This window comes from Nitrospiraceae bacterium (assembly GCA_021373015.1).
Taxonomy (GTDB): Bacteria; Nitrospirota; Thermodesulfovibrionia; order Thermodesulfovibrionales; family UBA1546; genus JAJFTJ01.
In genome coordinates this window covers 18,320-43,808 of record JAJFTJ010000010.1, presented here as the reverse complement: position 1 = coordinate 43,808, position 25,489 = coordinate 18,320, and the positions used below count along the sequence as shown (strand labels likewise).

The following is a 25,489-nucleotide window of genomic DNA, read 5'->3' as shown; positions in this document are numbered from 1 at the left end:
AGCAGTACTTTTAATCTGCACGTCAGCTTTTGCCAACTTTAAAATAATCCTTAAAAACGGCAGAGAATTTATTGTCGAAGATTATAAGGAAATAAACGGTAAAATAAAATTCTACCGAAGCGGCGGCGAAGTCGAACTGGACAAAAGCCTGATAGAAAGCATTAAAGATACGACAAAAAGCCTTACTAAAAACAATGCGGCATCTGAGATAACAGAAGAGAATGACCAAAAAACAGAACCACAGCAATACGATAAGGGGAAAAAATATGACGATACCGACAGCAAGCTAAAGGGTATCATAAAAAAGAAAGAAGATATTAAGTTAAAAGCTGAACAACTCAAGTCAGAGCAAAAGAAGCTTAACGAAGAGATGAAGAAAGAAGGCAGACTCACATCTATAAGAAAATCAAGGGAGTTCGAACAAAAAGCAAAAGAACTTAATGATAAAATACTAAAATACAATTCTGAAATCATTTCTCTCCAAGAGGAAGAACATAAAATACTGCAGGGGACACCAAAAAAACAAGACTAACGTGTTAACTTAATTCTAAAAAATAAATTATTAGAAACTACTCCTCCATTCCCGTCTTTAACAATTACTGTGGTCGAAACATCACCGGAAAATCCGCTGGGGACAGTCCATAAAATCAAACCCGTATCTGGATTGATTGTCATCCCTTCGGGAGAATCTTTTATCTCATAAGTTAGTTTATCGTTATCTGGATCAGAAGCCTTGACCTGATGTTTGAAAATTCTTCCATTATATTCATATTCTTTATTTTCAGCTATCATTGGAGGCATGTTGTAAATTTCACGATCTATAACAACAGTTTTGCCATAACTTTCACCATCAAAGGGAGTTATTTGCACAGAAATTTTGTCTCCGCGTTTTAGAACCGCATTAACTTTCTTGTCTTCGCCTGCATATTCTCCATTAACTGTCCACTTATATTTTAAGCTTACCGCATCTTCATCCGCATCAGAAAAAGAAGCTTGAACTGCAAGCGTAGGAGTTCCATTTACAATATCTGGGCGAATATCTACACCTGTAATTATAGGTAAAGCATTTTTTATTGTTACAATGTTTGAAAAAAGGGGGCTACCATTAATCACAACTTTTGCACTTATATTATCCCCTCTTTTAGCATTGACTGGATTAAACTGATATTGCGATGATGATGCATCAGCAGTTTCATTTACAAACCATTCAATAACATCAACCTTAGCCTCAGTCAAATTATATCCATATATAGCCAAATTCAAAATAGTGTTTTTGTCTGCTTCAAAAGGAGTTATCTCTATTGAGTAATTTCTTTGAGTTTTTTTTGTCTTTTCGCCCTCTGGAGTTAACGAACCAGCTGGTTTATCAGATGTGCAGGATAATAATGAAATAAAAATAACAATATAAACTATGTTTCTGAATAAATTAATAAGCATATAGCACTGAAATCTTAGCTCGCTCATCAGCATTAACTATATTTTCCGAATTAATTTCGATAGAATAAAGAAATGGTTTTGTAGGGACTTTTATTTCTCCAGTGTCTGTAGTAGCAACAGAGCCTTTTGCTAGACCAAAGTCTGGTGCAGAATTCCCTAATACTGTGTCAACAATTTTAGCATATACTCTATAATTTCCAAGGTCATAACGAACATCAAATGTTGTAACTGTTAAAGGGTCAATTGTAAGAGTATTACTGCATGCTGCGTTCCAATCTGCTGTATAGCTAAGGAGTTTATTTGTAAGACAGTTTATCCCTCCCACATTCGTTGCTGGAATAAGAAAGTTTGTCAATGAAGGAATATTTGGATCTCCTCTTTCTGCAACTACTTGATACATAATGTCTCGGCCGCCGACTCCAGCTTCATAAGCTGTTGCGTATCTTCTTTGGAGACCTGAGATTTGGGTGCCTGATGTAAGCATGTATACAAGACCTGCCATGACAATAAGCGCTATGGCTGAAAGAACTAAGATCATTGCCAAAGCCATTCCGCGATCGGATCTGATACAGGCAAAAGTTAAACTATTAGTTTTATGCTTTTTGAATATGTAGTGCACAATATTCCTCATTGTAAATTCTCTGTTTTTACAAAGATAGTATATATTTTCCATCGGTAGTTCATCCTATTTGCCCCCAGCACAAAGTTTTGACCGAGCCCAACAGTTTCACCTACCTGTATAGTGCCAACCGGATGTGTGTAATTTGTATCCATCTGGCCTTCGTGCGCAAGTATATAAACTCTGACTTCTTTTACCTGGCTTCTAATATCAGAAGCATTCGCTAATCCCGCCAAGGCATTGGTTGAAGTATCGGGAATTCCATCTCCATCCGTATCCAGCCTAAAGCTCACCTGCATATCGGCCACACAATCAAGGATCGGCGTATTATTAAAATTCCCATTGCCCTGATTCAACACTGCCTTCAGAAGAACACCCGTGCCCGGAGCACATCTAGCAGGAACATTAGCATAGGATATAAAATAATCTGCCCTGTTGAATGGTCTTAAAAGATTTGTGTTATCATCAATGCCATAAACTAAATAAGCATCGTTCTGGCTTGTAGGAACAAAATCTGGATCACTAAGAGTATCATTATTATATAAAGTAAAAAATGCCGCACCACTCTGTATCAGAGTTTTCATAGTAGCTCCTGAAACTCCAGGGTCTATAACAATAACCCTGTTATTGTTCTCAAGTCTTTCAAAAGCAGGAGTCCATACTCTAACAACATTATTCATCCTGACATTCGTCCACTTCTTGCATGCAGTGTTATTGCAAACATTTGCTGCTTTTATAGTAAGCCTGTCTGAACCATTCACAATATCCCAAGAATTGGCGCTATTTATTCCTTTCGGTGCACTGCCAGATGCGTCATTAAGCCCTCCTGGATCTCCGGTAGCTTCTGCGTAAGCCGGAAGATTAGCCCATGGAAGCCCGTATCCGGCTGACTGAAGATCATATACAAGGAACTCAAGTCCAACAGCGCCTTCAATATTAGTTTCGACAATCTTGCTTTGCTGCTTGAACTGGGTCAAAAGACCAGTAAAAACACTTGAAGCCGCAGCAATAGCAAAAACAAATATAACCATTGTAATGAGAAGCTCTACTAGACTAAATCCTTCTTCTCTCCTCATCATCATTGAGGACTCCTTATTATTGTTGAGATATTGTGGGTATAATTTTCATTTTTCCATGTCCAAGTGACAGTTACTGTTATTTGTTTGTTTCTGACATTCAAATCCCTTATAGTTCTTCTGGGAGTAAAAATAATATTCCCGAGGTTTCTTGCATTGCTTGGTATCCCTGCTTCAACAGCGCCGGCAGGCCAATTTTGAGTAAGCGCAGCATCTGTAAATGCCAGATTCCTGAGCTGCACCATCCTTGCATCTGCGATTCCAACTGCCTCATCCCTGAGCAAATTTCTGGTATTAGAATCGATGCTCACAAGAGCCGTCTGCATTAGAGCAAGGAAAACAAAAAGAAAAATAACCAGAGCTATCATTACTTCGACCAGACTGAAGCCCCTGTTTTTAACGCAGGATACAGTTGTTGTCATCGCAAAGTCCTCCTGCAGTATTTTGCGTTGAGATTTTTCCCATACGTATTCTTGTTGGAGATATCACAATGCAATCGTAATCAGGATCAAAATCAGAATCTGTATCTGCATCAGGCCCATCAGTAAAAATACAAATAGTGCCGCCAAGCGCACCTACTGTTGGCCTGGTTACACCATTTCGATCTATATTAATAACACCGCCTGCCCAAGTTATTGGGTGAAGAACTGTTTTTGCTGCAGCAAATCCGGGTACCCTTGTGTCATTAGCTGTTTCTAGTGTTATATTGCCGTCGGGCGCAGGGTTAGTGTCTTCAAATATCTCATATGATGTTGCAGTGGGAAAGTTAATAAAATGCATTCTGCTTCTGTTCATGGCTCTTCCCCGTGCATTCATCATATCAATATAAAGAGTTTTTATTTCGCTTTCCACCCTGTATTTTCCTATCCATCCCTGAAATGAAAACCCAAGCGCTATAATAAGAATGGCAATTATTGCCACTACAACAATAACCTCTATAAGTGTTATGCCTTTATTGTCTTTCATTTTTTCTTAATATGTATCGTCCTCTTCATTGCCGGGGGTGACCCAATCACCGAAATACCTTGTCCTGGAGGCGGCACCCCTTCAACATATTCAGTAAATCTTGTATCTCCTGTCCCACTAGGAATCCCTAGCTGCTCAATACTGCCTGTTGATACCTGTAACAATATTACACCTTGACACAAAGGATTACCGCCAGTGTCATATTCTAATACCGCAATATTGCTCTTGCCTCCAATACTGCAGTCATCAGCATAAGGTTTATAATTTGTAAAATACACACACCCTGTTGTTGAAGCAAGGGGGTCGGTTATAACCCTTTCCGCTTTGTAAGCTCTTGTTACAAGTGTTCCGTTCTCATTTAAAGTATAATTCCCTGTTCCCTTTATCCCAATATACCATCCATAGAAGCTCGAGCTGTTTGCAGTGGTTTTTGAAGGCACATTAGCAATATCCGTAACATTTTGCAGATCTGAACATGACAGAGGTGCTGTGCATGCTGCATTTGAACAAGGGGCTGTGCAGAAATTAAGATGGTTCGAAGCTCCGCATGCTGAATTAAATCCTCCTGCCAAAGAATAACATGATTCTTTTACCCCAAAGAGATGTCTCCTACCGTCTGCATCATCTGTAACACTATTTTGCTCGTAATAGTATCTTCCAGTCCCGAAATACAACCACAGAATCCCATTCCTTGTGTCTCTTAGATGAGCTATCGAAGAAGTTACAGGCCCTGTATTACTTATCAAACTGCTTGTTGTCCAGTTTGCAGGATTAATATCTTTTTTTGTTACCAGCCTCTGAACTCCTCCGTCTGTCCATGTATTCAAAACACAAATCCCATTAGTAGCAGCGCATTTATTAACATATCCTAAATAGACAACATCGTCCTGATAATCAGTTTGCGTTTGCAGAGTGTCAACAACACTATTTACAAGAGACCCTGAAAAGGCATTTGCTATTCCCGTATCTTTTATCCAATAGTTCGAGTTAAGAGTCCAAGCTCCTGAGCCAGGACCTTTCAGATCAAGAATAAAAAGCCTAAGATTTTGGTCTGATTTTGCAAGAAACTGATTAGTTGCTGTATCGATAGGCCCTGTTGGTCCTGATCCTAACACAGCAAACCATCTGCCATTTTTTGAACTGTCTATATTATTTCCTGCGTCTCTTGCGCTTATCCTTACAATCCCAGGGCCTGTTGTCGAAAAGCCAAGCTGCTCGTCTGAAAATTCCCAAAGCAGTATCGGGTTGTTCTCATCAGTTATATCCAGCGCAAAATAAGATGAATAACCTAGTCCTTTTGTGGCATCAGCCGGATCTAAAATCGGCGTTTTAACACAGTCGGTACAAGTGCTTGTTGTTTTTCTGCAAGCACCTCCAAGTCTCATGCCCCCTATAAGAATTTTTCTCCAGCTGGTTACATCCCTTGCGCAATCCCAGTAGTTAGTTGCGATAGAACAGGTTCCGGGCTTTTCAATGCTCGCATCAACTATTAACGGTGTTAGATCAACAGAATAGATATGGCAGTATTCTTGATTTGCAACATACTGAAGATAAGGCAGAGCTCCTTTTGGTATAAATGCCCACATCTCCTCGCCAAGCAAAGGGCATGTCTCTCCCACAGGGCAGTCAGCATTGGAAGAACATGTAGTCTCCGTTGTTGTCGAACATGTTCTTTTCAGCCTCGCTGTTTGATGTTTAAGCTTGCCTGTCCATGTCTGTTCAAGCCATCCCATTTTAAACGCATGAAGCATGCCGTCGTTCGAACCTGAAAATACCATACCCCTGCTTTTATATTTGGCTGTCTCAGTAAACCTTGTATTGTTTACAGGATCATCTTCCGAAGGATTTTTACCGATAGGGCCGTATGTTGTATCTTTATATGTTATATGATAATAGTTGGGCGGTATCCAAGATGAAATTTTCGGAGTAGAATGAAGAATATCTCCAAGTTTCCATTCTTTGCCTGTGCCTCCTATAAGAACATATCTGCTTCTATAATCATCAATACCATCGCTGTTTAAGTCTATTCCGGTTGTATCCGATATTCCGTCTCCGTCAGTATCTTCTGTGCTAAGGGTTTCTCCATGTATGTATCGTATTAGATATGACGCTTCATCTGTTGTCCCATTTAATGAATTCAGGTCTGTCAGGTTTAAATACGGCGCAAGAATAGATGCATTAGCAGTAGAAAAATACATTAGCTTTGTTGATCCGATGCACGTACCACCGCTTATCTGGCAATTGGTGTATATTTTTCTGGGTAACGTGCTAAGGTCTCTGTCCCATAAAAGTTTCCCTGCTTCCCATACAGGACTCAATGCCTCTAATGTTATATCAGGATTAATATAATCGCATACCCCATCATGATTGGCATCATTCCCGATTCCATCGCCGTCAGTGTCTACACAACGGTGAACTTTCGTCTGCTGAGCAGTATCATCAAAATACATATTAGCAATATAATCAGTCTTCAAATCCATCATTGCAGGGGTCTCTTTTTGTGTATCTTCTCTGATGCTGCTGCTTCCAAACATAGGGTCAATGTAATACCAGAGATTCTGAAGAGAGCCTGTCCAGTTTATTATATCGTTTCCGAATCTTCTCCTTGGATAGAATATGGCCTGCACAATGTTTGCCCCGCTGCCTTCTCCTGATGCAAGAACAGAAGCAGCAGTACCTGAGGATGCCCTGCTTAGAATGTTCGAAAACGCATTTTTAAGCTGTGCCTCCAGTTCATAACCGTCGTTAGCCTCATAAAAAGTGTCAGGTTCATTATCGCCGTTATTATCCCATTCTGACTGAAGATCCGGGATGCCGTTTCCATTCACATCAACAAAACCGCCGTTAATTGAAGCATATCTTAGAATTGTTGAGCCTTTCCCAAAGGCAAGAACAGTATATAGATCAAGACTTTGAGTTCCTGACATATTATTTACACCGAGTGTAGGATTATTTCTCAGGTCAGTTGTATGCGCATAAAGCGCTACACTCTCTACTCCTGCAACATTTCCCCCAGCAGAACATGCAGGCAGAGTTGAACCAGCGAAGGGTCCTACAGCAGGACAATTGCTGCCACTGCATACATATGGTGATCCTTTTGTTGAAGCATAACTTGCAAGAGAGGCAGGGAGATTTCCGTCAGAGCATGGTTCGCCGTCAGTAATATATAACACAAAACTTTTAGCGCATGAAGGAAATGACGGCGATCCTCCAGTGCCGAAATTAAAGGGATCATTATTATTATTGATGGTAAAATCCGCAGAATTATATCGAGGACCAGGTCCCCCAAGTATCGAACTTTGTTGTGCAAAGTAGCCGACAGCTGTCCAGAGAGCCTCAGCCAAAGGTGTGTTTGCAGAGGGTCTTGTGAGATTAATCTCATTAACCGTACTAGACAGACTTCCCCCAGCAATGCTGACTCTGACAGTGCCGCCTTCATTAGTATTAAAAAACATCAAACCCAGCCTTGCTTTTGTTCCAACATCACTTTGCAGAATACCTTCAACCCGAACCTGGGAAGCAGTTTGCCCTGGAAGTGCCACATTCACGTCAACGTTAAAAGAACTACCGCCTGAAACCGTAAATGAAGATGTCCCAGAGCTTCCAGTGCTGAAAGTAAATGTCTTAGTTCCAGTGTATGCAGTATAGTCCCCGGCATTTGTTGTTATTGATTTGTATCTTCCTCTTATAGGATCATCCGCTACCTCTCCCAAGAGTCTGGTGCTAAGTCCGGAACCTGTAGATTTTCCCCCAGTCATAACTTTTCTTAAAACATCTATCCTTCTCATAGTAAGCCAATTTAAAAAATTACCATCCCACTCAGAACTTAATTTCGCTCTAGCGCCGCTAAGACCGCTTCCTGTTTTGGGAGCAGAAGGAGAAAATCTGTTGCTGGAATATGTGTACCAGTAATCAGGGTCAAAATATCCGTAGTATTTATAAGCTGGATAAGTCCCGGGTTCTGTGAAATTGTCGCATGGATCACTTGAATTGGTACAGTCATTATCATCATATGGTGGGACTGTAGGCGTTGTCCAACCATCCGAATATGCAAAATTGAACATACTCCCTGAATTATCAACAATGATCATTACATTTGCAGGAACATTCTGTATAACATAAGGCGGAACCTGACAATAGTCTTCCATTACTGCGGATTCTAAATTCGAAGGAGGAGAAATAAAAATAACTGAAATAATAATTCCAATGATATAAAAAATTATCTCGTTTTTTCTCATTATAATTTCCCCCTTATTCTGCAAGAGCTTTTTCGTGGATTACAACGCTGGTAATATTATTATGCTTAAAGAATATTGTCACTTTTCTGCCATTTTGAAAAGCACTTTTATCCAGTTTACCGCCTGATGGATTAAGCAGTTGGGCAGAGTTTGGTATATAGTAATTTTTGCCTTTGATAGTAATGAAATCTTTCCCTGTGTATTCAATAATACCTTCTACTGTTCTTGCTTTGCTTGGGTTAACTGTCTTTGCTGTTTTTCTAGCATAAGAATCATGAATACCCAAGACTCCTATCACGAAAAAAGCTATTATAAAAATTATAATTATCTGTTTTATTCTCATTTTGAGTCCTCCTGCATTCTATAAAATTGCATTATAAACACTCTTAATATCTTGACATAATGCAATCTTTATACCAGAAATTTAACAATATAATTCTCTGTAAAATAAGCCTTTTCCTTTATTCAACAAAATATTTTGTGGAATCTTTTCTCCAAACATGTAATAGACTACATATATAGAAATTCATCTCACCACTCTTAATACTCCGTCAACAGATGCGATTTTTTGTATGAGAGCTGATAGCTGTTTTTTGTCTTTTACTTCGATTATCAATCCGACATGGGCTTTTTTGTCAGTGGTTGATGCGGCTTCTATGCTCCTTATATTTACATTTAGTGATGTTATCAGCGCGCTGAGTCCTGCAAGGAACCCTTGGCTGTCAAGAGCCTCGACTGTAAGCCTTGCCGGATATGTTGCCTCGCCTTCCTGTTTCCATTCAACATCAACAAATCTTTCATCATCAACAGAGAGTTTCTCAAGATTCTGACACTTGCTGTTATGTATGGTTACGCCTCTTCCCCTTGTAATGAATCCAACAAGATTATCTCCCGGAACAGGGAAACAGCATTTTGCTGTATGGTAAAGAACATCATCAACGCCTTTTATGCTTATGCCCTTCTGCTCTGTTTCGGGTTTCAGTGCCTTTGGCACTATCTCTTCCTGAGGTTTTTCAGGAAGCAGCCTGTTAATTATCTGATGAGGCGATATCTTTCCATATCCCACTTCAACAAGAAGGTCTTCGAGTGTCTGCATCCCCAGCGCTTTCCCTGCCTCGAGGATATTGTCTGATTTGAGCAATGATATGCTGAGATTATTTCTCTTGAGATTTTCTTCAAGAAGCTTTGTGCCGAGTTCAATGCTCTGTTTCCTCTCTTCTGTTTTGATCCACTGTTTTATCCTGCTCTTTGCCCTTTGAGTAACTACAAATTTCAGCCAGTCCCTGCTGGGGGAATGAGATGCCGAAGTTATTATTTCTATTGTATCCCCATTTTTTAACTGGTATTTCAGAGGCACGATCTTGTCGTTAATTTTTGCGCCGACACATTTATGTCCTATTTGTGTATGCACGCTGTATGCAAAATCAACAGGAGTCGAACCTATAGGAAGGTCTTTTATATCACCTTTTGGGGTAAAAACATAAACAACCTCAGAGGTAACCGCTCCTTTTACTTCCTCAAGAAAATCTGTTGCGGTCGGCAGCTCTTTTTGCGATTGTATTAATTCCCTGAGCCATGAAATATATCTGCTGTCTTTTTCAGATAACACTCCTTTTTCCTTATATCGCCAGTGAGAAGCAATACCTTCTTCTGCAATTCTGTTCATGTCCTCTGTTCTTATCTGAAACTCGACACGCTCAGCCTTTGGTCCTATAACTGTTGTGTGCAGGGACTGATACATGTTTGATTTTGGCACGCCTATGAAATCCTTGAATCTGCCTGGCACAGGAGTCCAGAGCGAATGAATTATCCCCATGATTGCATAACAGTTAGCCTTTGTGTCTGTGATGATGCGGATTCCCAGAACATCATGTATCTGTTCAAAGACTATTTTCTGCGCCTGCATTTTTTGATATATGCCATACACGTGCTTTACCCTGCTCGAAACTTTTGCTTGTATGGATTCTTCTTCCAACTTCTTTTCTATTATTCCAACAACATTTTCAAGATAGCCTTCTTGTTCTTCTTTTCTCCTGGCAATCTTTCTTGCAAGGTCATTATAGAGTTCAGGCAGAATGAACTTGAAACTCAGATCTTCAAGTTCTATCTTTAACCAGCCGATGCCAAGCCTGTTTGCAAGCGGAGCATATATATCAAGTGTCTCAGCGGCAATCCTTTTTCTTTTTTGCTGGGAAAGATGTTCGAGCGTCCTCATATTGTGGAGCCTGTCAGCAAATTTTATGAGTATTACGCGCACATCCTCAGCCATTGCAAGAAGCATTTTCCTGAAATTCTCTGCCTGCTCTTCTTCTTTTGACATCAATTCTATCTTGCTAAGTTTTGTGAGTGCGTTTACAAGAAATGCAATGTCATCGCCAAAATTGCTTTTTATGTCTTTGACTGTTACATTTGTATCTTCGATTGTGTCATGCAGCAATCCGGCAGCGATTGTAGTTGTGTCCATCTTCATGTCAGCAAGGATCGATGCGACTGCCAAAGGATGTTTTATAAACGGAGAGCCTTCAATGCGGGTCTGGGTTTTGTGCGCTTCACTTGAATAATCAAATGCTTTTTTAAGAATTTCTATGTCGGCATCGGGATGATATAAAAAGACTTTTTTTATCAGGTCATCAATGGTTTTCGCTCCATTAGTCATAAAACTATTATACTATTTTAAAATAACTGTTCACTGCTTTTATTGGCTGGGTCTGAATGCCTTTAGGATCAGTTGAACATATCTGCCTCCATTCCATTCATTCAGCGCTGGAGTGAAAACCGCATCAACATATTGAGGTAGGGAATCTTCATTCGAAAGCAGACCGTTTAATTTTCCCATGTCAAAACCAACAGCATCTATTGACTGGGAGCCCTGCTTGAGCTTCATCTTCAGATGATTGCTCCCTACTATTCTTGGATTAACAACCTCAAGTTTTTTTGCACCCAGGACAGGTTCCGGATTTCCATATCCAAAGGGCTGGAGTATATCGAGTTCTTTAAGTAAATTATGATTCACTTCCGAGAGCATGACATCTGCATCGATTTCCAGCAATGGCTCAAGATCACTCTCGCTCACGCTTTTATTAACTAAATCATGCATTGCTTTTTCAAAAGCCTCAAGATTTTCAGCACTCAGTTTTATGCCTGCCGCCTGCTTATGTCCGCCAAAAGAAAGAAGGAGATCTTTGCATTCAGCAAGTCCGCTGCATATGTCAAAACATGGGATGCTTCTTGCAGAACCTTTTGCAATACCGTCTTTTACAGCGAAAACAAAAACAGGTCTTGAAAATTCGTCTGCAAGCCTTGATGCAACGATCCCAAGAACACCCTGATGCCATCCCTCTCCTGAAAGCACGATAACATTGCCTATTTTTTTTTCATTTACTATCGAAAGCGCCTGCTGATAAACATCAGCATCGAGTTTCTGTCTTTCAGAATTCAGCTTATCAAGCCATGAACTAAGCCCTGACACTTCATCAGCGATATCAGAGGTGAGAAGACGGACAACATCTGCGGCATCGCCAATGCGTCCGGCTGCATTGATCCTTGGGATAAGAGTAAATGCAAGAAGTCCTGCGCTGATCTCTCTCTTGTCTATTCCCGCAATACTTTTCAAAGCGCTTATCCCAGTCCTATGTCCCTGATCAATGAGTTTGAGTCCTTCTTTTACAATTATCCTGTTTTCGCCTATGATGGGAACAACATCTGCCATTGTGCCTATTGCAGCAAGATCAAGAAGCTTTGAAGAAAACTCTGTTTGGAAAACTGAATCCAGCGCCTGTGCAACCTTAAATGCAATGCCTGCGCCTGATAAATTTGCCGAATCAGAACCAGGAGCTGAATATTTCGGATTTATAACTGCTGCTGCCTCAGGCAGAATATTTTTGTCAGACGGTTCATGATGGTCCGTGATTATCACTTCTATCCTCTGTTTTTTTGCATACGAAGCAGTATCAAATGCCGTGATGCCGCAATCGACCGTGATTATCAGTGTGATTCCCATTTTTTTTGCAAGGTCAATCGAGGCAAGATTGAATCCATAGCCATGCTGGATTCTGTTTGGAATAAAATAATGCACATCGCCGCCCAGTGCATTTATTACATGAACCATTATTGCAGTTGCAGTAAGACCGTCAGCGTCATAATCTCCGTGTATGAGAATCTTTTCTTTTGAAGAGATTGCGCTTTTGATTCTTTGTACAGCGGTTTCCAAGCCTGCAAAATCAAATGGATTTGATAATGCAGAAAAAGAGGGGGCAATAAAGCTTTTTATCTTCTCAACAGTCTTTATTCCCCTGTTCACTAATATCTTTGCAAGCGCAGGAGAGATTGAAGCTGTTTTTGAGATATAACTTATGTATTCAGGATTGGTTCTTTTTACAAGCCACTTTCTATGCATATATTTTTAAAGGCGAAAGAATTTATCCTTGTTTCTGATAAGAAAATTCTTCCGCCTTATATCCAAAATCTATTTTTTTGATAAAGGTTTTTTCCCGCCCCAGAGCAGAACAACCGGGCTCGCTATGAAGATCGAGGAATATGTCCCGATTATAACGCCCATTATCATGGCAAGAGAAAAATCATGAATAACCTCGCCTCCAAAAAAGAATAATGCAGCTGATGAGATAAGAACTGTGAGCGAGGTTACTATTGTTCTTGAAAGCACCTCATTTATGCTTGCGTTCATAACAACATCAAGCGGTTCCTTGAATCTGAACCTGAGATTTTCTCTTATTCTGTCAAAAACAACGACTGTATCAGTCAGAGAATATCCCGCGATGGTAAGAAGCGCTGTAATAAGTATAAGATTGATCTCGCGGCCCATCAAATAAAATATTCCAAGCACTGCGAGCACATCATGGAATGTCGCGATTGTTGCTCCAACACTGAATCTGAACTGGAACCTTATTGCTACATATACAAGTATTCCTATGACTGCGAATATTACTGCCTGCGCTGCATCGAGTCTCAGCCTGCTCCCGACCTTTGGGCCAATCTCTGTTGTTGAATCAACAGCATATTTATTGTCAGGGAATCTTTGACTGATTATGTTTGTGATCGACTCTCCTGTTTTCCCCACCTCATGATCTGTTTTCTTTATCCTGATTAGTATCTTGTTAACACTTGGAAGATCCTGAAGGTCAAAGTCCTTCACGCCTGAATTTTCAAGTGCAAGCCTGACATCGTGCAGTACCACAGGTTTCTCGAATTTAAGCTGTATAGATGTTCCGCCGGCAAAATCTATCCCAAGATTTGCCTTTCCATTGGCTATCTGCACTATGGCAATGATTCCAAGAATCGAGAGTATGCCTGAAAAAACAAAAGCTGTTTTTCTCCAGCCCATGAAATCTATTTTTGTATTCTTTATTATCTCTAACATTCAGCCTCCTGATTATATGCTCAGTTTTTTTATGTCACGCATTGAATTTATAAGGTCAAAAACTGTTTTTGTGCCGATAAGCGCTGTAAAAAGATTTATGGCTACGCCGAGGCTCAATGTAACAGCAAATCCCTTTATAGGCCCTGTGCCAAACTGGAATAGAACCGCTGCTGTTATAAGAGTTGTTACATGAGAGTCGAAAATAGTCCAGAATGCCTTGTGATACCCTGAATCTACGGCGGCGCGCGGAGTTTTTCCTGCATGCAGTTCATCCCTCATCCTCTCAAACATAAGCACATTAGAGTCAACCGCCATTCCTATCGCGAGGATTATTCCTGCAATACCCGGCATTGTGAGTGTTGCATTTAAAGATGCCATTGCTCCAAGAAGCAGAACTATATTGAAAATCAGTGCAAGATCTGCAATAAATCCAGACATGCGGTAGTAAATTATCATGAACAGAGCTACGAGTATTGTTCCCATTATTCCTGCCAGCTTTCCTGCTTCTATCGAGTCTGTGCCGAGCGAAGGACCAACTGTTATATTTTGAAGCATCTTAACAGGAGCAGGAAGAGCTCCGGCCTTAAGAACTATTGCAAGATCTTTTGCCTCTTCCAAAGAAAACCCTCCTGATATCTGTGCGTTGCCGCCGCCTATTCTCTCCCTGATAACAGGCGATGAATAGACAGTGTTATCAAGAATTATTGCTAGACGCTTTTTAACATTTGCTGCTGTAACCTCTTCGAATTTTTTTGCGCCCAAAGCATTAAATACTATTGATACATGCGGCTCGCCAAAGCTTCCCTGATCAAGACTTACTTTTGCCTCTTTCAGAAGATCGCCTGTAATAACAGCCTGCTTTTTAAGAAGTATAGGGAATTTCCTTACTGCTCCGGTCTCCCTGTTAGTTCTTTTCTCAAAAAGTATCTCGGTATCGGCAGGGATTTTTCCTTCAAACTTTTTCAATAATGCCTCTTCCTCGCCGGGATCTACGGTCTGAGGAATCTCAACTGCCACTGATGACGACTCGTCAACAAGTTTGAATTCGAGCTGTGCTGTCTTGCCGATTATTTCTATTGCTCTTTTAGGATCTTTTATGCCCGGAAGCTGAACAACAATCTCATTTGTCCCCTGTCTGTGAATAGTAGGTTCTGCAACTCCAAACTGGTCAATCCTGTTTCTGATTGTCTCGAGAGCCTGATCAGAAGCATTATCCTTTATCTTTGTCATTTCTTTTGCAGTAAGTTCATATACAAGCTTTGAACCTGTTTCAACTGCCATAAGAAATGGGTAATTTTCCTCTATCGCCTTTCTCACTTCCATAGTTGAAGGCGTGACTATTATCTGTTTCCCTTTTGCTGTTATCTCAGCGTTAATCTTCTTTTTTGCAAGCAGGTCTTTTAAGGTTTGGCTTATTCTGTCTATTGTTATCTCAACAGCCTTGTCGCCTTCGACCTCGAATACAAGGTGTATCCCTCCCTGAAGGTCAAGACCAAGCACTATTCCCTTGTCAGGCATGCTTTTTTTCCACCATTCAGGCATATGCTTGAATACAGGTGTATTTGGCAGGAAAAAAACTGCTGCAAGAGCCACGGTTACGCCGATAAGACTGAATCTCCAAATTATCTTTTTCTTCATCTGCCCTCCAAATTTGAAATAAAAATTAAAATTTCAATGTTAGAAATAAATTTTTCTTTGTTAACCTGTAGCTTTTAACTCTAAATCTGCTTATGCCATCCGAGTATTGTTTATAAAAAGCTCGAACTCACAGCCCAAAACACCGGCTGCTTTTTTGCACGCCATCATACGAGTCAAAAATATCGCAAAATATTCTATCACCTGAGAGATTTTTGTGTCTATGACAAGTGAAAGCACTATAAGTTTTTTATCAGGATCAACTTTCAGCTTCGATTCTGTTGCCGCATAATTTACTCTGTCGTGTATGTCTTCGCTCACCATCTTCGGGTTTCTGACCCTGCTTCTATGAACATCAGCTTTATCGGCAATTACAAGCGCTGCTGAAATAACATCAGGTATCTCTGCTCCGTCCTCTTCGTGTATTGCTATTGCCATCATTATTTTAACAATGTCTTCTAATTCATATCCAAGTTCTTCCAGCACTTCCTTTGCGAGAATCGCTCCGAGATTCTGATGGTTCTGTCTTCCAAGCATATTGCCGATGTCATGAAGAAATCCTGCTGCTGCTGCCAGTTCCGTATCTTTTTCATTATAGGAAAGTTTCTTCATGATATCATATGCAGTTTTAGATACTATATCTGTGTGTCTAAGACCATGTTCAGTGTAGCCGATGGTATCAAGATATTTGTCTGCCATCTTTATATAGAGCCTGGCCCTTATATTATTGTGTAATCTGTCCAGATCAGGAGCCAAATTATTCTTCCTCTGAAGCCAGCCTGATAGCTGCAACAGCGTCTTTGCCGAATTTTACCTTTACATTTTCAGCGATCTTCACTGTCACTGTAATTGTGCCGACAGATTCAACAACACCATAAATACCGCTAGAAGTAACAATCTTGTCGCCTCTTTTAAGGCTGTTTATCATAGCCTTGTGCTCCTTCTGCCTCTTTTGCTGAGGTCTTATAAGGAGAAAATAAAAGATTACAAAGATTATTATCAGGGGGAGTAAAGACTGTATCATCGAGCCTGCGCCCTGTGCTCCTCCATCCTGCTGTGCCGGACCCATTGCCCACGCAATATCTGTAAATGAAAACATTTTAGCCTCCTGTTTACCCCGGGATTTTAATCAAGGGGAAAGAATTTTTCGATTTATATACTATACGTTTTAGCCTTATTTAATCAAGACAAAGGAAAATATTTTGCATTATGGCGCCAGCAGAATAAAAGGGTAAATCGGGATGTTTCTGAGGATTCCGAATAGTATGATAATAAATAACAGAGTCCAGATCACTATAGGCGGCATCAGAATTTTCTGTTGAAAAATTTTATTCATGACCCCATCATACAAAATATACCCTGCTAAAAAGGGGATCATCAAAACAGCCATGGGATTAAATCCAAAAGCAGCAGCCAGATTGCCGTGCAATATTTGGTGAAATGCTCGCAATGAACCGCAGCCCGGGCAGTAAAATCCTGTCAGTTTTTTAAACAGACAGGGAGGGAAAATTAGCGACTCAGTCGGATTAAATAAAAATATCAGCAGTAAAAATAAAGCTGTTCCTATATATAAATATATTGGATATTTCAAAGCCAGGTTATTTTTACCAATGCTTATTAAAAATTAAAAACTTTTTGAACCTCCAAGCATAAGCGGGATCATCAGCGCCAGCAGGTAGAGAATCACAACGCCCAGTCCCACCCAGAAAGATACCCAGCACCACATCTTAGCTTTTTTTGAGGTCTCTAGAGCTCCGTTATAATCACCTGCTGCAAGCTTGCCGTTCACCTGTGCTGCAAATACTATCGCTGGAATCCCAAATGGAAGACAGCAAAAAATAGTAACCAAAATTGCCTGTGCTAGATAATTCGGCACACTCTGTGTGCTTTGTATACTAGCAGTTCTTTGTAAAGCATTGCCGCATTTAATACATTTGAAAGCATTATCCTCATTCTGTGTCCCGCATTTTGTACAAAACATAGAGTCCTCCGTCTTTAATTATAGATTTATTTCCACTGCGTAATTTCTGAAATAACGCATTCCTTGTCAACAGAATAAATCTTTTTGCCTTTTGTATGCCTTGCTTTTATCAGCATGTTCTCTCTTGTTCCTTGTTTTATCAAGACTTCAACATCAGGCCGTATAAACCCCTGTTTTTCCAAATCCTCGTATGTTATTGTCTTGTTCGGATCCTGGCTGAATAATTCCTGCGCTACAAAACAAGCTGCCTTAGCCTGAGAGCGCGCTATATTTTCCCGTGCCTTTGTTTGCGCGTTTATATACGCAGGAATAGCGATTGCGGCAAGAATTCCAAGAATAAAAACTATCATGAGCGGGACTGCTACCCACAGCACTATTTTAACGGGATTTGTTTCTTTAATATGAATTGATGGGGGCTGTACAGATTGAATTACATAGTTGCATTTTATACATCTGAAATTGTTATCCTCATTTTGGGCGCCGCATTTGGGACAATACATTTTCCACTCCTGAAAAAAATGTGCGCAAAGTTATTGCTAACTATATCCAACTATATCTGACTTGTCAATTAAATTTTCCGTTTTAATCAAATTATTTACTTGAGAATAAAATACTCTATAACAGCGATGAAAAAAACAATTAAACCTGCCGGGATAATTTTTTTGTACACTCCCCATATGTCTGCCTTGAAATACTCCCTTGTCAGCACAAGACAGACATGAACCGGCGAGAACAAAACGCCCATAAATCCCGCGGCAAAAGCAAATGTGATCACACCGATTGAAGGCTCTTTTACAATGCTTAATATAAGAGGAAATGTGGTTCCAACAAAACCGGCTGTAAGCCCTGTGAGCAGTCCGCTTACAAAAGGCAGAAGCGCAAGAATCGGCATCAGAGGCACTCCTGTTTCAGTCAGAACTCCGCTTAGATTTTTTACCGAGCCTGAAACCTCCATAATCTCCTTAAAAACCATCACACCAGCTATAAGGAGCAAAACATCGATTGATAAGCCGTGCAGAATAACCCTTGCCATATTTTTGATTTTGTATCTGTAAAAAATGAAAAGCCCCAGCAGCAGAATCAAAAGCGCGTAGTGAAGTTCGAAATTAAATACAACAACAAGCGCAAGAACAGCTGCGACAGGGATAAAACTCAGCGCGCCTTTTTTAGATATGCCTTCTGATAAAGGGAATTTTCCCTTTACCTCTTTCATGCCAAAAATAAATCCTGTCACAAAAATAAAAACAGCATAAGTTGCGTTAGCAATGATCATGGTTCTTAATTCTATGCCTGTTACTGCTGAGGCAAGCAGTATGCCGGGATAAAGCGGAAGTATATATTCCCATGGATGCCTGAACCAGTAATTCACAAATGCCTTTTCCTCTTGAGACATCTTCATATCTTTTGTGGATTCATCCACCATTGGAGCTGAGAAATATGCGCCACCGATTGAAGGAAGAAGACCTATAAGCAGAGGCATCGAGATTATCACCGCTTTTTTTCTCTGGAGCAGAGCCCTTGACGCCTTCATCATCTCAGCAAGCACATCATTCTCCCGAAGCACAAGCTCAAAGCTCTTTATCATAGTTAGCGCTAGTGCAAGCTTGATTGTTACCTTGTCAATAAGAGCGTTTTTTATCGAGGATACTATTAAAGTCAGGGGCATTAAATACAACAAGGCAAGTGTACCGGCAGCTACGAGCATTACATACCCAATGTTCCATTTTTTTCTGAGAAGGATCAGGATGATAACAAATACAGCAGTGATTTTCAGAACGTCAAGCATTTCAAATTATAACATGTCGTTTGTTTATGGTTTGATAATCCAACTATTTGTAAGCAGGCATTTATAAAGTGCGGCAGGCGCGGATGAAAAGCCTTTTGCAGCGATACTTCAGCGCCAAGCCCTCCCGCTCTGTTAAGCTGTTTCAGAATCACCTTAAATCAGACAATATAAACATTAATTTAATCGCTTTACAAAAGGCTTAGAAGCTGTGACTGCCTCACTGATCACTGATTGTGATTAATCCTTGTAGTTAAACAATCAGAGTTGTTATTATTTAGTTCATGAAAACATTTCGCAAAGAACTGTGGTTCAATGTCCCGTCAAGAAGGGCGTTTATAAACATCACTCCGCAGGTTGAGGAGTGTCTGAGAGAAAGCAAAATAAGCGAGGGCATTGTGCTTGTTAATGCAATGCACATCACAGCCTCTGTTTTTATAAATGATGACGAATCGGGACTGCATTCTGATTTTGATAAATGGCTTGAAAAACTCGCGCCTAATGAACCTGTCACACAATATAAACACAATAACGCTGAAGACAATGCTGATGCGCATTTAAAGCGCCAGATTATGGGGAGGGAAGTTATAGTTGCTATTACAAACGCTAAACTTGATTTCGGGCCGTGGGAGCAGATTTTTTACGGCGAGTTTGACGGGAAAAGAAAAAAAAGGGTTTTGGTTAAGATAATAGGGGAATGAAAAAGATTGCTATAACAATGGGCGATGCTGCGGGCGTAGGCCCTGAAATTATTATCAAGGCCGTCTCATCTAATAAGATCACGAACCTCTGCACGCCAATTATTATCGCCGACAGATTAGTTATCGAAGAAATAATCAGCCTTCTTCAATCTCAAATTAAAATAAAAACAATCCAGTCAGCAGATGAATGCATATCAGACCCTGAATGCATAAATCTTATTGACTTGAAGCTTCTGAAAAAATTTCATACATGCAGACCATCTGCTGAAAATGGAAAGGCATGTGTAAGTTACATCCAAAAAGCTGTTGAACTTGCCTTGAATAAAGAAGTTGATGCAATTGTGACAGCGCCAATTTCAAAAGAATCATTGAATATGGCGGGTTTGAAATGGCCCGGTCATACTGAGATGCTTGCTGAATTTACTGGGACAAAAGACTACGCAATGATGCTTATCGGCGGACAATTAAAAGTCCTGCTTGTAACGATTCATACATCTATTAAAACCGTGCCTAAACAAATTACAAAAGAAAAAGTTTTAAAAACAATACTGATTGCTAAAAAAGCCGCTGACATGCTTGACATTAAGCATCCCCGCATTGCAGTTGCAGGCCTCAATCCTCATGCAGGAGAAGCAGGCATGTTCGGAGATGAAGAGATAAAAGAGATTGTTCCTGCAATTGCAGAGGCAAAAAAACATGGAGTTACTGTAACAGGTCCATATCCGCCAGACACAGTATTTTACAAAGCATATAATCAGGAACTGGATATTGTTATCTGCATGTATCATGATCAGGGCTTAATTCCACTTAAGATGACTGCATTTGAAGAAGGAGTAAATATAACAATCGGTCTTCCCATCATCAGAACATCGCCTGACCATGGCACTGCTTATGACATTGCATGGAAGGGGATCGCAAATCCATCAAGCATGATCGAAGCTATAAAACTCGCAGTAAGGCTCAGGATATAATTTTCTGAAGGAGAATACAATGAAAATATCAATTACATATTGTGTGCCTTGAAACTATCTTCCTAAAGCTGCCAGCCTGGCGGCTCGAATTGAAAAAGAGGTTGGGTACAGAAGCGATCTGCTTCCCGGAAATAACGGCATTTTCGATGTAATAGTGGATGGAAACATTATATATTCGAAGCATCAGGCAGGAAAATTTCCGGAAGAACAGGAAGTAATCATACTAATAAAAAATCTAAAATGATATTTTAAGTCCTTCTGTCTTGATCACAAGCCACTTTGCGCGTTCTTTTTCCAGAGAGAATTTTAAATGCATAGGGGCTTTTATGTCTCCTATTATGTATCCTGTATCATTCCCTATAGTTGCTATCACCCTGATATCAAGCTCTGCACTTGCCTTTTCTTCTTTAACGCTTATCTTAAGGTTTTCATATTCAATCTTTATGTCATTCATTGCCTTGAACTGGTTTTCGAGAACCTTTTTAAGGATCAGATATGACACTCCGTATTCATCCTGATAATTGAATGAGATTTTTGACATCACAACATCAAGGTCTTTTTTCTCCACTGCCGCTGAGCCTTCTTTAATCAATTTTTTGATCCTTGCCTCATCAGATGGCCAGAGAAGATATATGATTACTGGAGAAAGTATCAACAGAAAAAGCAGTATGATTGATTTTTTACTCATTCGTTATATTATATTTCACGTTAATCTTTAAATCTTTTCTGAGCGAATGCTGCACAGAACAGTATTTTTCCTTTGATAAAGATATAGCCTTATCCATTTTTTCAGGAGTAATGTTTTTGCCTGAGATATTTATAACCATTTCGATTGATCTGAAATACTGCGGAGGGTTTGATCTTCTCTCGCCTGATATGTTCATCTTAAAGCTTGCAATCTCAACCTTCATTTTTCTAAGAAAAGACACGACATATATTGCATGACAGCCTGAAAGACTCATAAGCAAAGACTCTGTGGGCATGCATCCCCACTCTACATTGGCATCAAAATCAATCTCGTAACCGCTCTGTGTTCTTGCTTTAAAAACTAAATCCTTCTCAAGATTTAGTGTAGTTTTAAGTAAATGCCTGTTCTTTTCATCATGGCAGCTAAGGTCTATGTTCTCATGTTCGTTTTCCATTCTATTCACCTGAAAATCAGTTTTATTGTACTCCACTAATTGCGTTTTTTACCACCACAAGCATCTGCTCTAGATTCACCTCGCTTATGCTCAAAGGCGGCATTATTACAATCACATTTCCAAGTGGTCTTAAGAAGACTCCATTTTCTCTCGCATAATTTGCAATCTTCCATCCAATTTTATCTTCCCATTGATACGGCTTTTTAGTTTTTTTATTCTCGACTAATTCAACTCCTGCCATAAGCCCTTTGTTTCTGACGTCTCCAACACTCGGCATGGATAATATTTCTTTGAGCCACTCTTTAAGCATCTGGATTTTAGGCTGAAGTTTTTTCAGTGTTTCTTCTTTCTCGAATATCTCAAGACATGCCAGAGCCGCTGCGCATGCAATAGGGTTTCCTGTGTATGAATGACCGTGGAAAAATGTTTTTAAATCTTTGAACTCGCCAAGAAATGCATTATAGATCTCATTGTTTGTGACTGTTACTGACAAAGGCAGATATCCACCTGTAATTCCTTTCGAAAGACAGATTATATCCGGGGTTACTTTTTCATGTTCGCAGGCAAACATCTTCCCTGTTCTTCCGAATCCCGTTGCAACCTCATCAGCTATCATTAGAACATTATATTTTGTGCATAGATCTCTGACCCCTTTTAAATATCCTTCTGGCGAGACAATCATTCCGCCTGCTGCTTGAACCAGCGGTTCGATTATAACTGCAGCGATGCTGGATGAATATTTTTTTAGAATATCCTCCATTTTTTTAAGACACGCCATTTTGCAACTCGGATAACTAAGTTTAAGTTCACACCTGTAGCAGTATGGAGACGGAGCTTTATATGTTTTGAACAACAATGGCTTGAATGTCTTGTGAAAAATATCTATGCCGCCGACACTTACCGCGCCCAATGTATCTCCATGATATGCGTTGTTCAAAGAGAGAAATGTGTTTCTGCCTTTCACTCCCTTATGTATCCAATACTGGAATGCCATCTTTAATGCGACTTCAACTGATGTTGAACCATTATCAGAATAAAAAGTCTTAGAAATATTAAAGCCAGAATCATGCATGAGCTTTGCAAGTCTCTCTGCAAGCTTTATTGCCGGAACATTGCTTAATCCAAGAAGTGTTGAGTGCGAGACTTTATCAACTTGTTCTTTTATTGCCTCATCAATCTCTTTTTTTCTGTGGCCGTGGATGTTCACCCAGATTGATGACACTCCGTCGAGATACCATCTGCCGTCAATGTCTTTTATGAAACAGTCTCTTGCTTCAGAGATGATGACAGGCTCGGTCTCAGCCCACTCTTTCATCTGCGTGAATGGATGCCAGATGAATTTTCTGTCAGCCTCTAAGAGTTTTTTTCTGTTATTTATATCGCTCATATTATGGATGTGTTAAGTATATCACACCGCCTTGACACGTTAATCGTCTTGTCATACAATCATAATTGAAATCCAGAGAGAACAAAAAAATAATGGAGGGTTAAATCATGGCAAATCAATTTATGTCAGTCCCAAAAACAGTCGCAGCAGGAATTCTTCTTGCATTGATCGCAGTCCTTTTTAGTTTCGGCCTAGGAGGAACATTCGGAATAGGAGAAGAAGTCATAAAAAAATACCTTGATGATTCAGGGAAAAGCGTTCTGGAATCCGTTTATAAAGGTGATGCGCAGAAAATGGATGCTGTTGTGAAAAAATCATTTTCCTATTTAATAAGATCTCATCTTCACGGAGGAGCTATCGGAGTTTTTTCTCTTGCAGCTATCTGTATTCTTATTCTTGTTTCCAAACTCGGCCTGATTGAAAAATTGAGCTCTCTTGCCCTTGGGATAGGACCCCTCTCTTATTCTTTGTTCTGGTTTTGTGTTGGACTAAAAGCGCCTTTCCTTGGAAACACTGGCGCAGCTAAAAACTCATTCGAGCTTCTTGCAATCATAGGAGGAGGGCTTTCCATCCTCGGTCTTTTTGGAGTGATATTTTCTGTCTGGAAAAATTGCTTCTGTAAACAGAAAGCAGCGTAACATAATATATCATTTACTAGAGGCGAGGCAGTTTTATGCCGCGCCTCTAGTTTTTAGTAAACATCTCAATATCCTGGAAAATTAAATTCTTCTGCAAAGAAACTGATAAGCGAGATTTTCAATTTTTGGCCGTGTTCGAGAACATAATTATATATTTCAGCAAATCAGAGAGCTGATGTCAAAAAACAGGTTAAAAATTCATTTCTTTGAAAAAAATGGTCTTTTTTTATTTTTGCTTCCCTTATATAATCTAAACTATAGACTTATAAAAAATATTCATTTGACTATATACTGAAGGGGTTATAAATTAATGCAAATAAAGGAATACTTGTTCTTTTGCATCAGTTGCAGGGATGTGCATTAGAACACAATCTCAAGATAATTTAACAGGAGGATACTGATGAACAAGCATGATTTTGAGTCTGTCAGAAAACGGCTTGGCGGAGTATCGCGAAGAGATTTTCTGAAATTCTGTACTGTCATGGCTGCAAGTATGGGGCTGCCTCTAGGCATGGGAGCAGAAATTGCCGAGGCAATAATTAACCCCAAAAGACCGCCGGTAATTTGGCTGTCATTCCAGGAATGTACCGGATGCGTTGAGTCTTTATTAAGGTCAACTCACCCTACACTGGAACATCTTATTCTTGATCTCATTTCTCTCGACTACTCTGAAACTCTCTGCGCAGCAGCTGGACATCAGGTCGAGGCTTTAAAGAAAAAATCCATCGAAGAAAACAAGGGGAAATTCATTCTCGTAGTCGACGGCTCAATCCCTACAAAAGACAATGGGATATACTGCAAGATTGCAGGAAAAACCGCACTCGAGATTCTAAAGGAAACAGCGCCTCATGCAGCAGCGATCATTGCAATGGGCTCATGTGCATCATGGGGTGGGATACCGTCAGCAGGTCCAAATCCAACCGGCGCTAAACCTGTATCAGAAATTATTAAAGACAAGCCTGTTGTAGCAATCCCGGGATGTCCGCCAAATCCATACAATCTTCTTTCAACTGTAATTCACTTTCTGACATTTAAAAAACTTCCCGAACTTGACGATAAAGGCAGACCTAAATTCGCATACGGCGAGCTTATACATGAGAATTGCGAACGCAGACCTCATTATGATGCAGGAAGATTCGCAAAACAGTTCGGAGACGATGGTCATAGAAAAGGCTGGTGTCTCTATAAACTTGGATGCAAAGGACCAGAAACATATTCAAACTGTCCGTCAATTCAGTTTGGCGACACCGGAGCAGGAGCAGGCACATGGCCTGTTGGAGTTGGACATCCATGTTTCGGCTGTACAGAAAAAGGCGTAGGCTTCAATATACCGCTTCATACTGTTGCTAAGGTTAAAAACTTTACCCCACCAGACACATATCCGCGAATCGTTGAAGAGAAGAGCGGCGGCGCAACAGTTCTCGGCGCTGCAGTTGTTGCAGGTATTGCAGGCGCAGCAATCGGAGCAGGCGTATCAGTTGCTAAAAAACTTGGTGAATCCGAAGAAGAAAATAAAGATAATAAAAAAGTGAGGTAGG

The 25,489-nt window shown here is 40.1% G+C and carries 26 protein-coding genes; 6 read left to right on the top strand and 20 right to left on the bottom strand.

Annotated features, from left to right (window positions below):
- Positions 1 to 532, top strand: a 532-nt coding sequence (locus LLF28_05380) for a hypothetical protein (protein MCE5194877.1), incomplete at its 5' end; no start/stop codon positions are given.
- Here LLF28_05380 and LLF28_05375 read toward each other — a convergent pair.
- The 17 genes from LLF28_05375 to LLF28_05295 all read right to left on the bottom strand — a co-directional run bounded on the left by LLF28_05375 (position 529) and on the right by LLF28_05295 (position 19,115).
- Positions 529 to 1,437, bottom strand: a complete 909-nt coding sequence (locus LLF28_05375; GenBank protein MCE5194876.1) for a putative Ig domain-containing protein — start codon at positions 1,435 to 1,437, stop codon at positions 529 to 531. The genes LLF28_05380 and LLF28_05375 overlap by 4 nt on opposite strands.
- Complete coding sequence (locus tag LLF28_05370) at positions 1,427 to 1,987, bottom strand: hypothetical protein (protein MCE5194875.1); 561 nt, start codon at positions 1,985 to 1,987, stop codon at positions 1,427 to 1,429. The genes LLF28_05375 and LLF28_05370 overlap by 11 nt, the downstream gene beginning before the upstream one ends.
- Before the next feature lie 77 nt (positions 1,988 to 2,064).
- Positions 2,065 to 3,138, bottom strand: coding sequence for a PilW family protein (locus LLF28_05365; protein MCE5194874.1), 1,074 nt, complete (start codon positions 3,136 to 3,138; stop codon positions 2,065 to 2,067).
- Positions 3,135 to 3,554: a prepilin-type N-terminal cleavage/methylation domain-containing protein gene (locus LLF28_05360; GenBank protein ID MCE5194873.1), complete on the bottom strand. Its 420-nt coding sequence runs from the start codon at positions 3,552 to 3,554 to the stop codon at positions 3,135 to 3,137. Before LLF28_05360 ends, LLF28_05365 begins: the two co-directional genes overlap by 4 nt.
- Positions 3,529 to 4,098, bottom strand: coding sequence for a prepilin-type N-terminal cleavage/methylation domain-containing protein (locus LLF28_05355; protein ID MCE5194872.1), 570 nt, complete (start codon positions 4,096 to 4,098; stop codon positions 3,529 to 3,531). The genes LLF28_05360 and LLF28_05355 overlap by 26 nt, the downstream gene beginning before the upstream one ends.
- Positions 4,095 to 8,336 carry a hypothetical protein gene (locus LLF28_05350; protein MCE5194871.1) on the bottom strand — a complete coding sequence of 1,414 codons (4,242 nt, stop codon included), beginning with the start codon at positions 8,334 to 8,336 and terminating at the stop codon, positions 4,095 to 4,097. The genes LLF28_05355 and LLF28_05350 overlap by 4 nt, the downstream gene beginning before the upstream one ends.
- A 13-nt stretch (positions 8,337 to 8,349) precedes the next feature.
- Positions 8,350 to 8,679 (bottom strand): hypothetical protein, encoded by a 330-nt coding sequence (locus LLF28_05345; GenBank protein MCE5194870.1) that lies wholly within the window; start codon positions 8,677 to 8,679, stop codon positions 8,350 to 8,352.
- A 183-nt stretch (positions 8,680 to 8,862) separates the two neighbouring features.
- Entirely contained in the window at positions 8,863 to 10,992 is a 2,130-nt protein-coding gene (locus LLF28_05340; protein MCE5194869.1) for a bifunctional (p)ppGpp synthetase/guanosine-3',5'-bis(diphosphate) 3'-pyrophosphohydrolase, read from the bottom strand.
- Between the two features lie 39 nt (positions 10,993 to 11,031).
- On the bottom strand, positions 11,032 to 12,732 hold the full coding sequence (recJ, locus tag LLF28_05335; GenBank protein MCE5194868.1) for a single-stranded-DNA-specific exonuclease RecJ: 1,701 nt from the start codon (positions 12,730 to 12,732) through the stop codon (positions 11,032 to 11,034).
- 69 nt (positions 12,733 to 12,801) lie between these two features.
- The gene (secF, locus tag LLF28_05330; protein MCE5194867.1) at positions 12,802 to 13,713 is read right to left on the bottom strand and encodes a protein translocase subunit SecF; all 912 of its coding nucleotides are present in this window, start codon (positions 13,711 to 13,713) and stop codon (positions 12,802 to 12,804) included.
- 12 nt (positions 13,714 to 13,725) lie between these two features.
- Positions 13,726 to 15,351 carry a protein translocase subunit SecD gene (gene secD, locus LLF28_05325; GenBank protein ID MCE5194866.1) on the bottom strand — a complete coding sequence of 542 codons (1,626 nt, stop codon included), beginning with the start codon at positions 15,349 to 15,351 and terminating at the stop codon, positions 13,726 to 13,728.
- A 90-nt stretch (positions 15,352 to 15,441) separates the two neighbouring features.
- On the bottom strand, positions 15,442 to 16,104 hold the full coding sequence (locus tag LLF28_05320; GenBank protein ID MCE5194865.1) for an HD domain-containing protein: 663 nt from the start codon (positions 16,102 to 16,104) through the stop codon (positions 15,442 to 15,444).
- A gap of 1 nt (position 16,105) precedes the next feature.
- Entirely contained in the window at positions 16,106 to 16,447 is a 342-nt protein-coding gene (gene yajC, locus LLF28_05315; GenBank protein MCE5194864.1) for a preprotein translocase subunit YajC, read from the bottom strand.
- A gap of 108 nt (positions 16,448 to 16,555) precedes the next feature.
- Positions 16,556 to 16,939: a DUF2752 domain-containing protein gene (locus tag LLF28_05310; protein ID MCE5194863.1), complete on the bottom strand. Its 384-nt coding sequence runs from the start codon at positions 16,937 to 16,939 to the stop codon at positions 16,556 to 16,558.
- Positions 16,940 to 16,972: 33 nt separating this feature from the next.
- Positions 16,973 to 17,329, bottom strand: coding sequence for a CD225/dispanin family protein (locus LLF28_05305; GenBank protein ID MCE5194862.1), 357 nt, complete (start codon positions 17,327 to 17,329; stop codon positions 16,973 to 16,975).
- Positions 17,330 to 17,355: 26 nt separating this feature from the next.
- Positions 17,356 to 17,829: a hypothetical protein gene (locus LLF28_05300; protein ID MCE5194861.1), complete on the bottom strand. Its 474-nt coding sequence runs from the start codon at positions 17,827 to 17,829 to the stop codon at positions 17,356 to 17,358.
- A gap of 95 nt (positions 17,830 to 17,924) precedes the next feature.
- Positions 17,925 to 19,115, bottom strand: coding sequence for a DUF401 family protein (locus tag LLF28_05295; protein ID MCE5194860.1), 1,191 nt, complete (start codon positions 19,113 to 19,115; stop codon positions 17,925 to 17,927).
- A 281-nt stretch (positions 19,116 to 19,396) separates the two neighbouring features.
- Between LLF28_05295 and LLF28_05290 the strand changes: the two genes are divergently transcribed.
- The 3 genes from LLF28_05290 to LLF28_05280 all read left to right on the top strand — a co-directional run bounded on the left by LLF28_05290 (position 19,397) and on the right by LLF28_05280 (position 21,028).
- Positions 19,397 to 19,813: a secondary thiamine-phosphate synthase enzyme YjbQ gene (locus tag LLF28_05290; GenBank protein MCE5194859.1), complete on the top strand. Its 417-nt coding sequence runs from the start codon at positions 19,397 to 19,399 to the stop codon at positions 19,811 to 19,813.
- Positions 19,810 to 20,784 carry a 4-hydroxythreonine-4-phosphate dehydrogenase PdxA gene (gene pdxA, locus LLF28_05285; GenBank protein ID MCE5194858.1) on the top strand — a complete coding sequence of 325 codons (975 nt, stop codon included), beginning with the start codon at positions 19,810 to 19,812 and terminating at the stop codon, positions 20,782 to 20,784. Before LLF28_05290 ends, pdxA begins: the two co-directional genes overlap by 4 nt.
- 76 nt (positions 20,785 to 20,860) lie before the next feature.
- Positions 20,861 to 21,028 (top strand): Rdx family protein, encoded by a 168-nt coding sequence (locus LLF28_05280; protein MCE5194857.1) that lies wholly within the window; start codon positions 20,861 to 20,863, stop codon positions 21,026 to 21,028.
- On the opposite strand, the gene LLF28_05275 is transcribed toward LLF28_05280, so the two are convergent.
- The 3 genes from LLF28_05275 to bioA are packed head-to-tail and all read right to left on the bottom strand — an operon-like array spanning position 21,020 to position 23,313.
- Positions 21,020 to 21,472: a hypothetical protein gene (locus LLF28_05275; protein MCE5194856.1), complete on the bottom strand. Its 453-nt coding sequence runs from the start codon at positions 21,470 to 21,472 to the stop codon at positions 21,020 to 21,022. The two genes, LLF28_05280 and LLF28_05275, sit on opposite strands and share 9 nt — an antisense overlap.
- Positions 21,465 to 21,926 (bottom strand): OsmC family protein, encoded by a 462-nt coding sequence (locus LLF28_05270; GenBank protein MCE5194855.1) that lies wholly within the window; start codon positions 21,924 to 21,926, stop codon positions 21,465 to 21,467. The genes LLF28_05275 and LLF28_05270 overlap by 8 nt, the downstream gene beginning before the upstream one ends.
- 22 nt (positions 21,927 to 21,948) lie before the next feature.
- Positions 21,949 to 23,313, bottom strand: a complete 1,365-nt coding sequence (gene bioA, locus LLF28_05265; GenBank protein ID MCE5194854.1) for an adenosylmethionine--8-amino-7-oxononanoate transaminase — start codon at positions 23,311 to 23,313, stop codon at positions 21,949 to 21,951.
- Positions 23,314 to 23,420: 107 nt separating this feature from the next.
- Here bioA and LLF28_05260 point away from each other — a divergent pair, with 107 nt between their 5' ends.
- Both LLF28_05260 and LLF28_05255 read left to right on the top strand, forming a co-directional pair.
- The gene (locus LLF28_05260) at positions 23,421 to 23,951 is read left to right on the top strand and encodes a hypothetical protein (protein ID MCE5194853.1); all 531 of its coding nucleotides are present in this window, start codon (positions 23,421 to 23,423) and stop codon (positions 23,949 to 23,951) included.
- Between the two features lie 400 nt (positions 23,952 to 24,351).
- Complete coding sequence (locus LLF28_05255) at positions 24,352 to 25,488, top strand: hydrogenase small subunit (GenBank protein MCE5194852.1); 1,137 nt, start codon at positions 24,352 to 24,354, stop codon at positions 25,486 to 25,488.
- The last annotated feature ends 1 nt before the right edge of the window (position 25,489 follow it).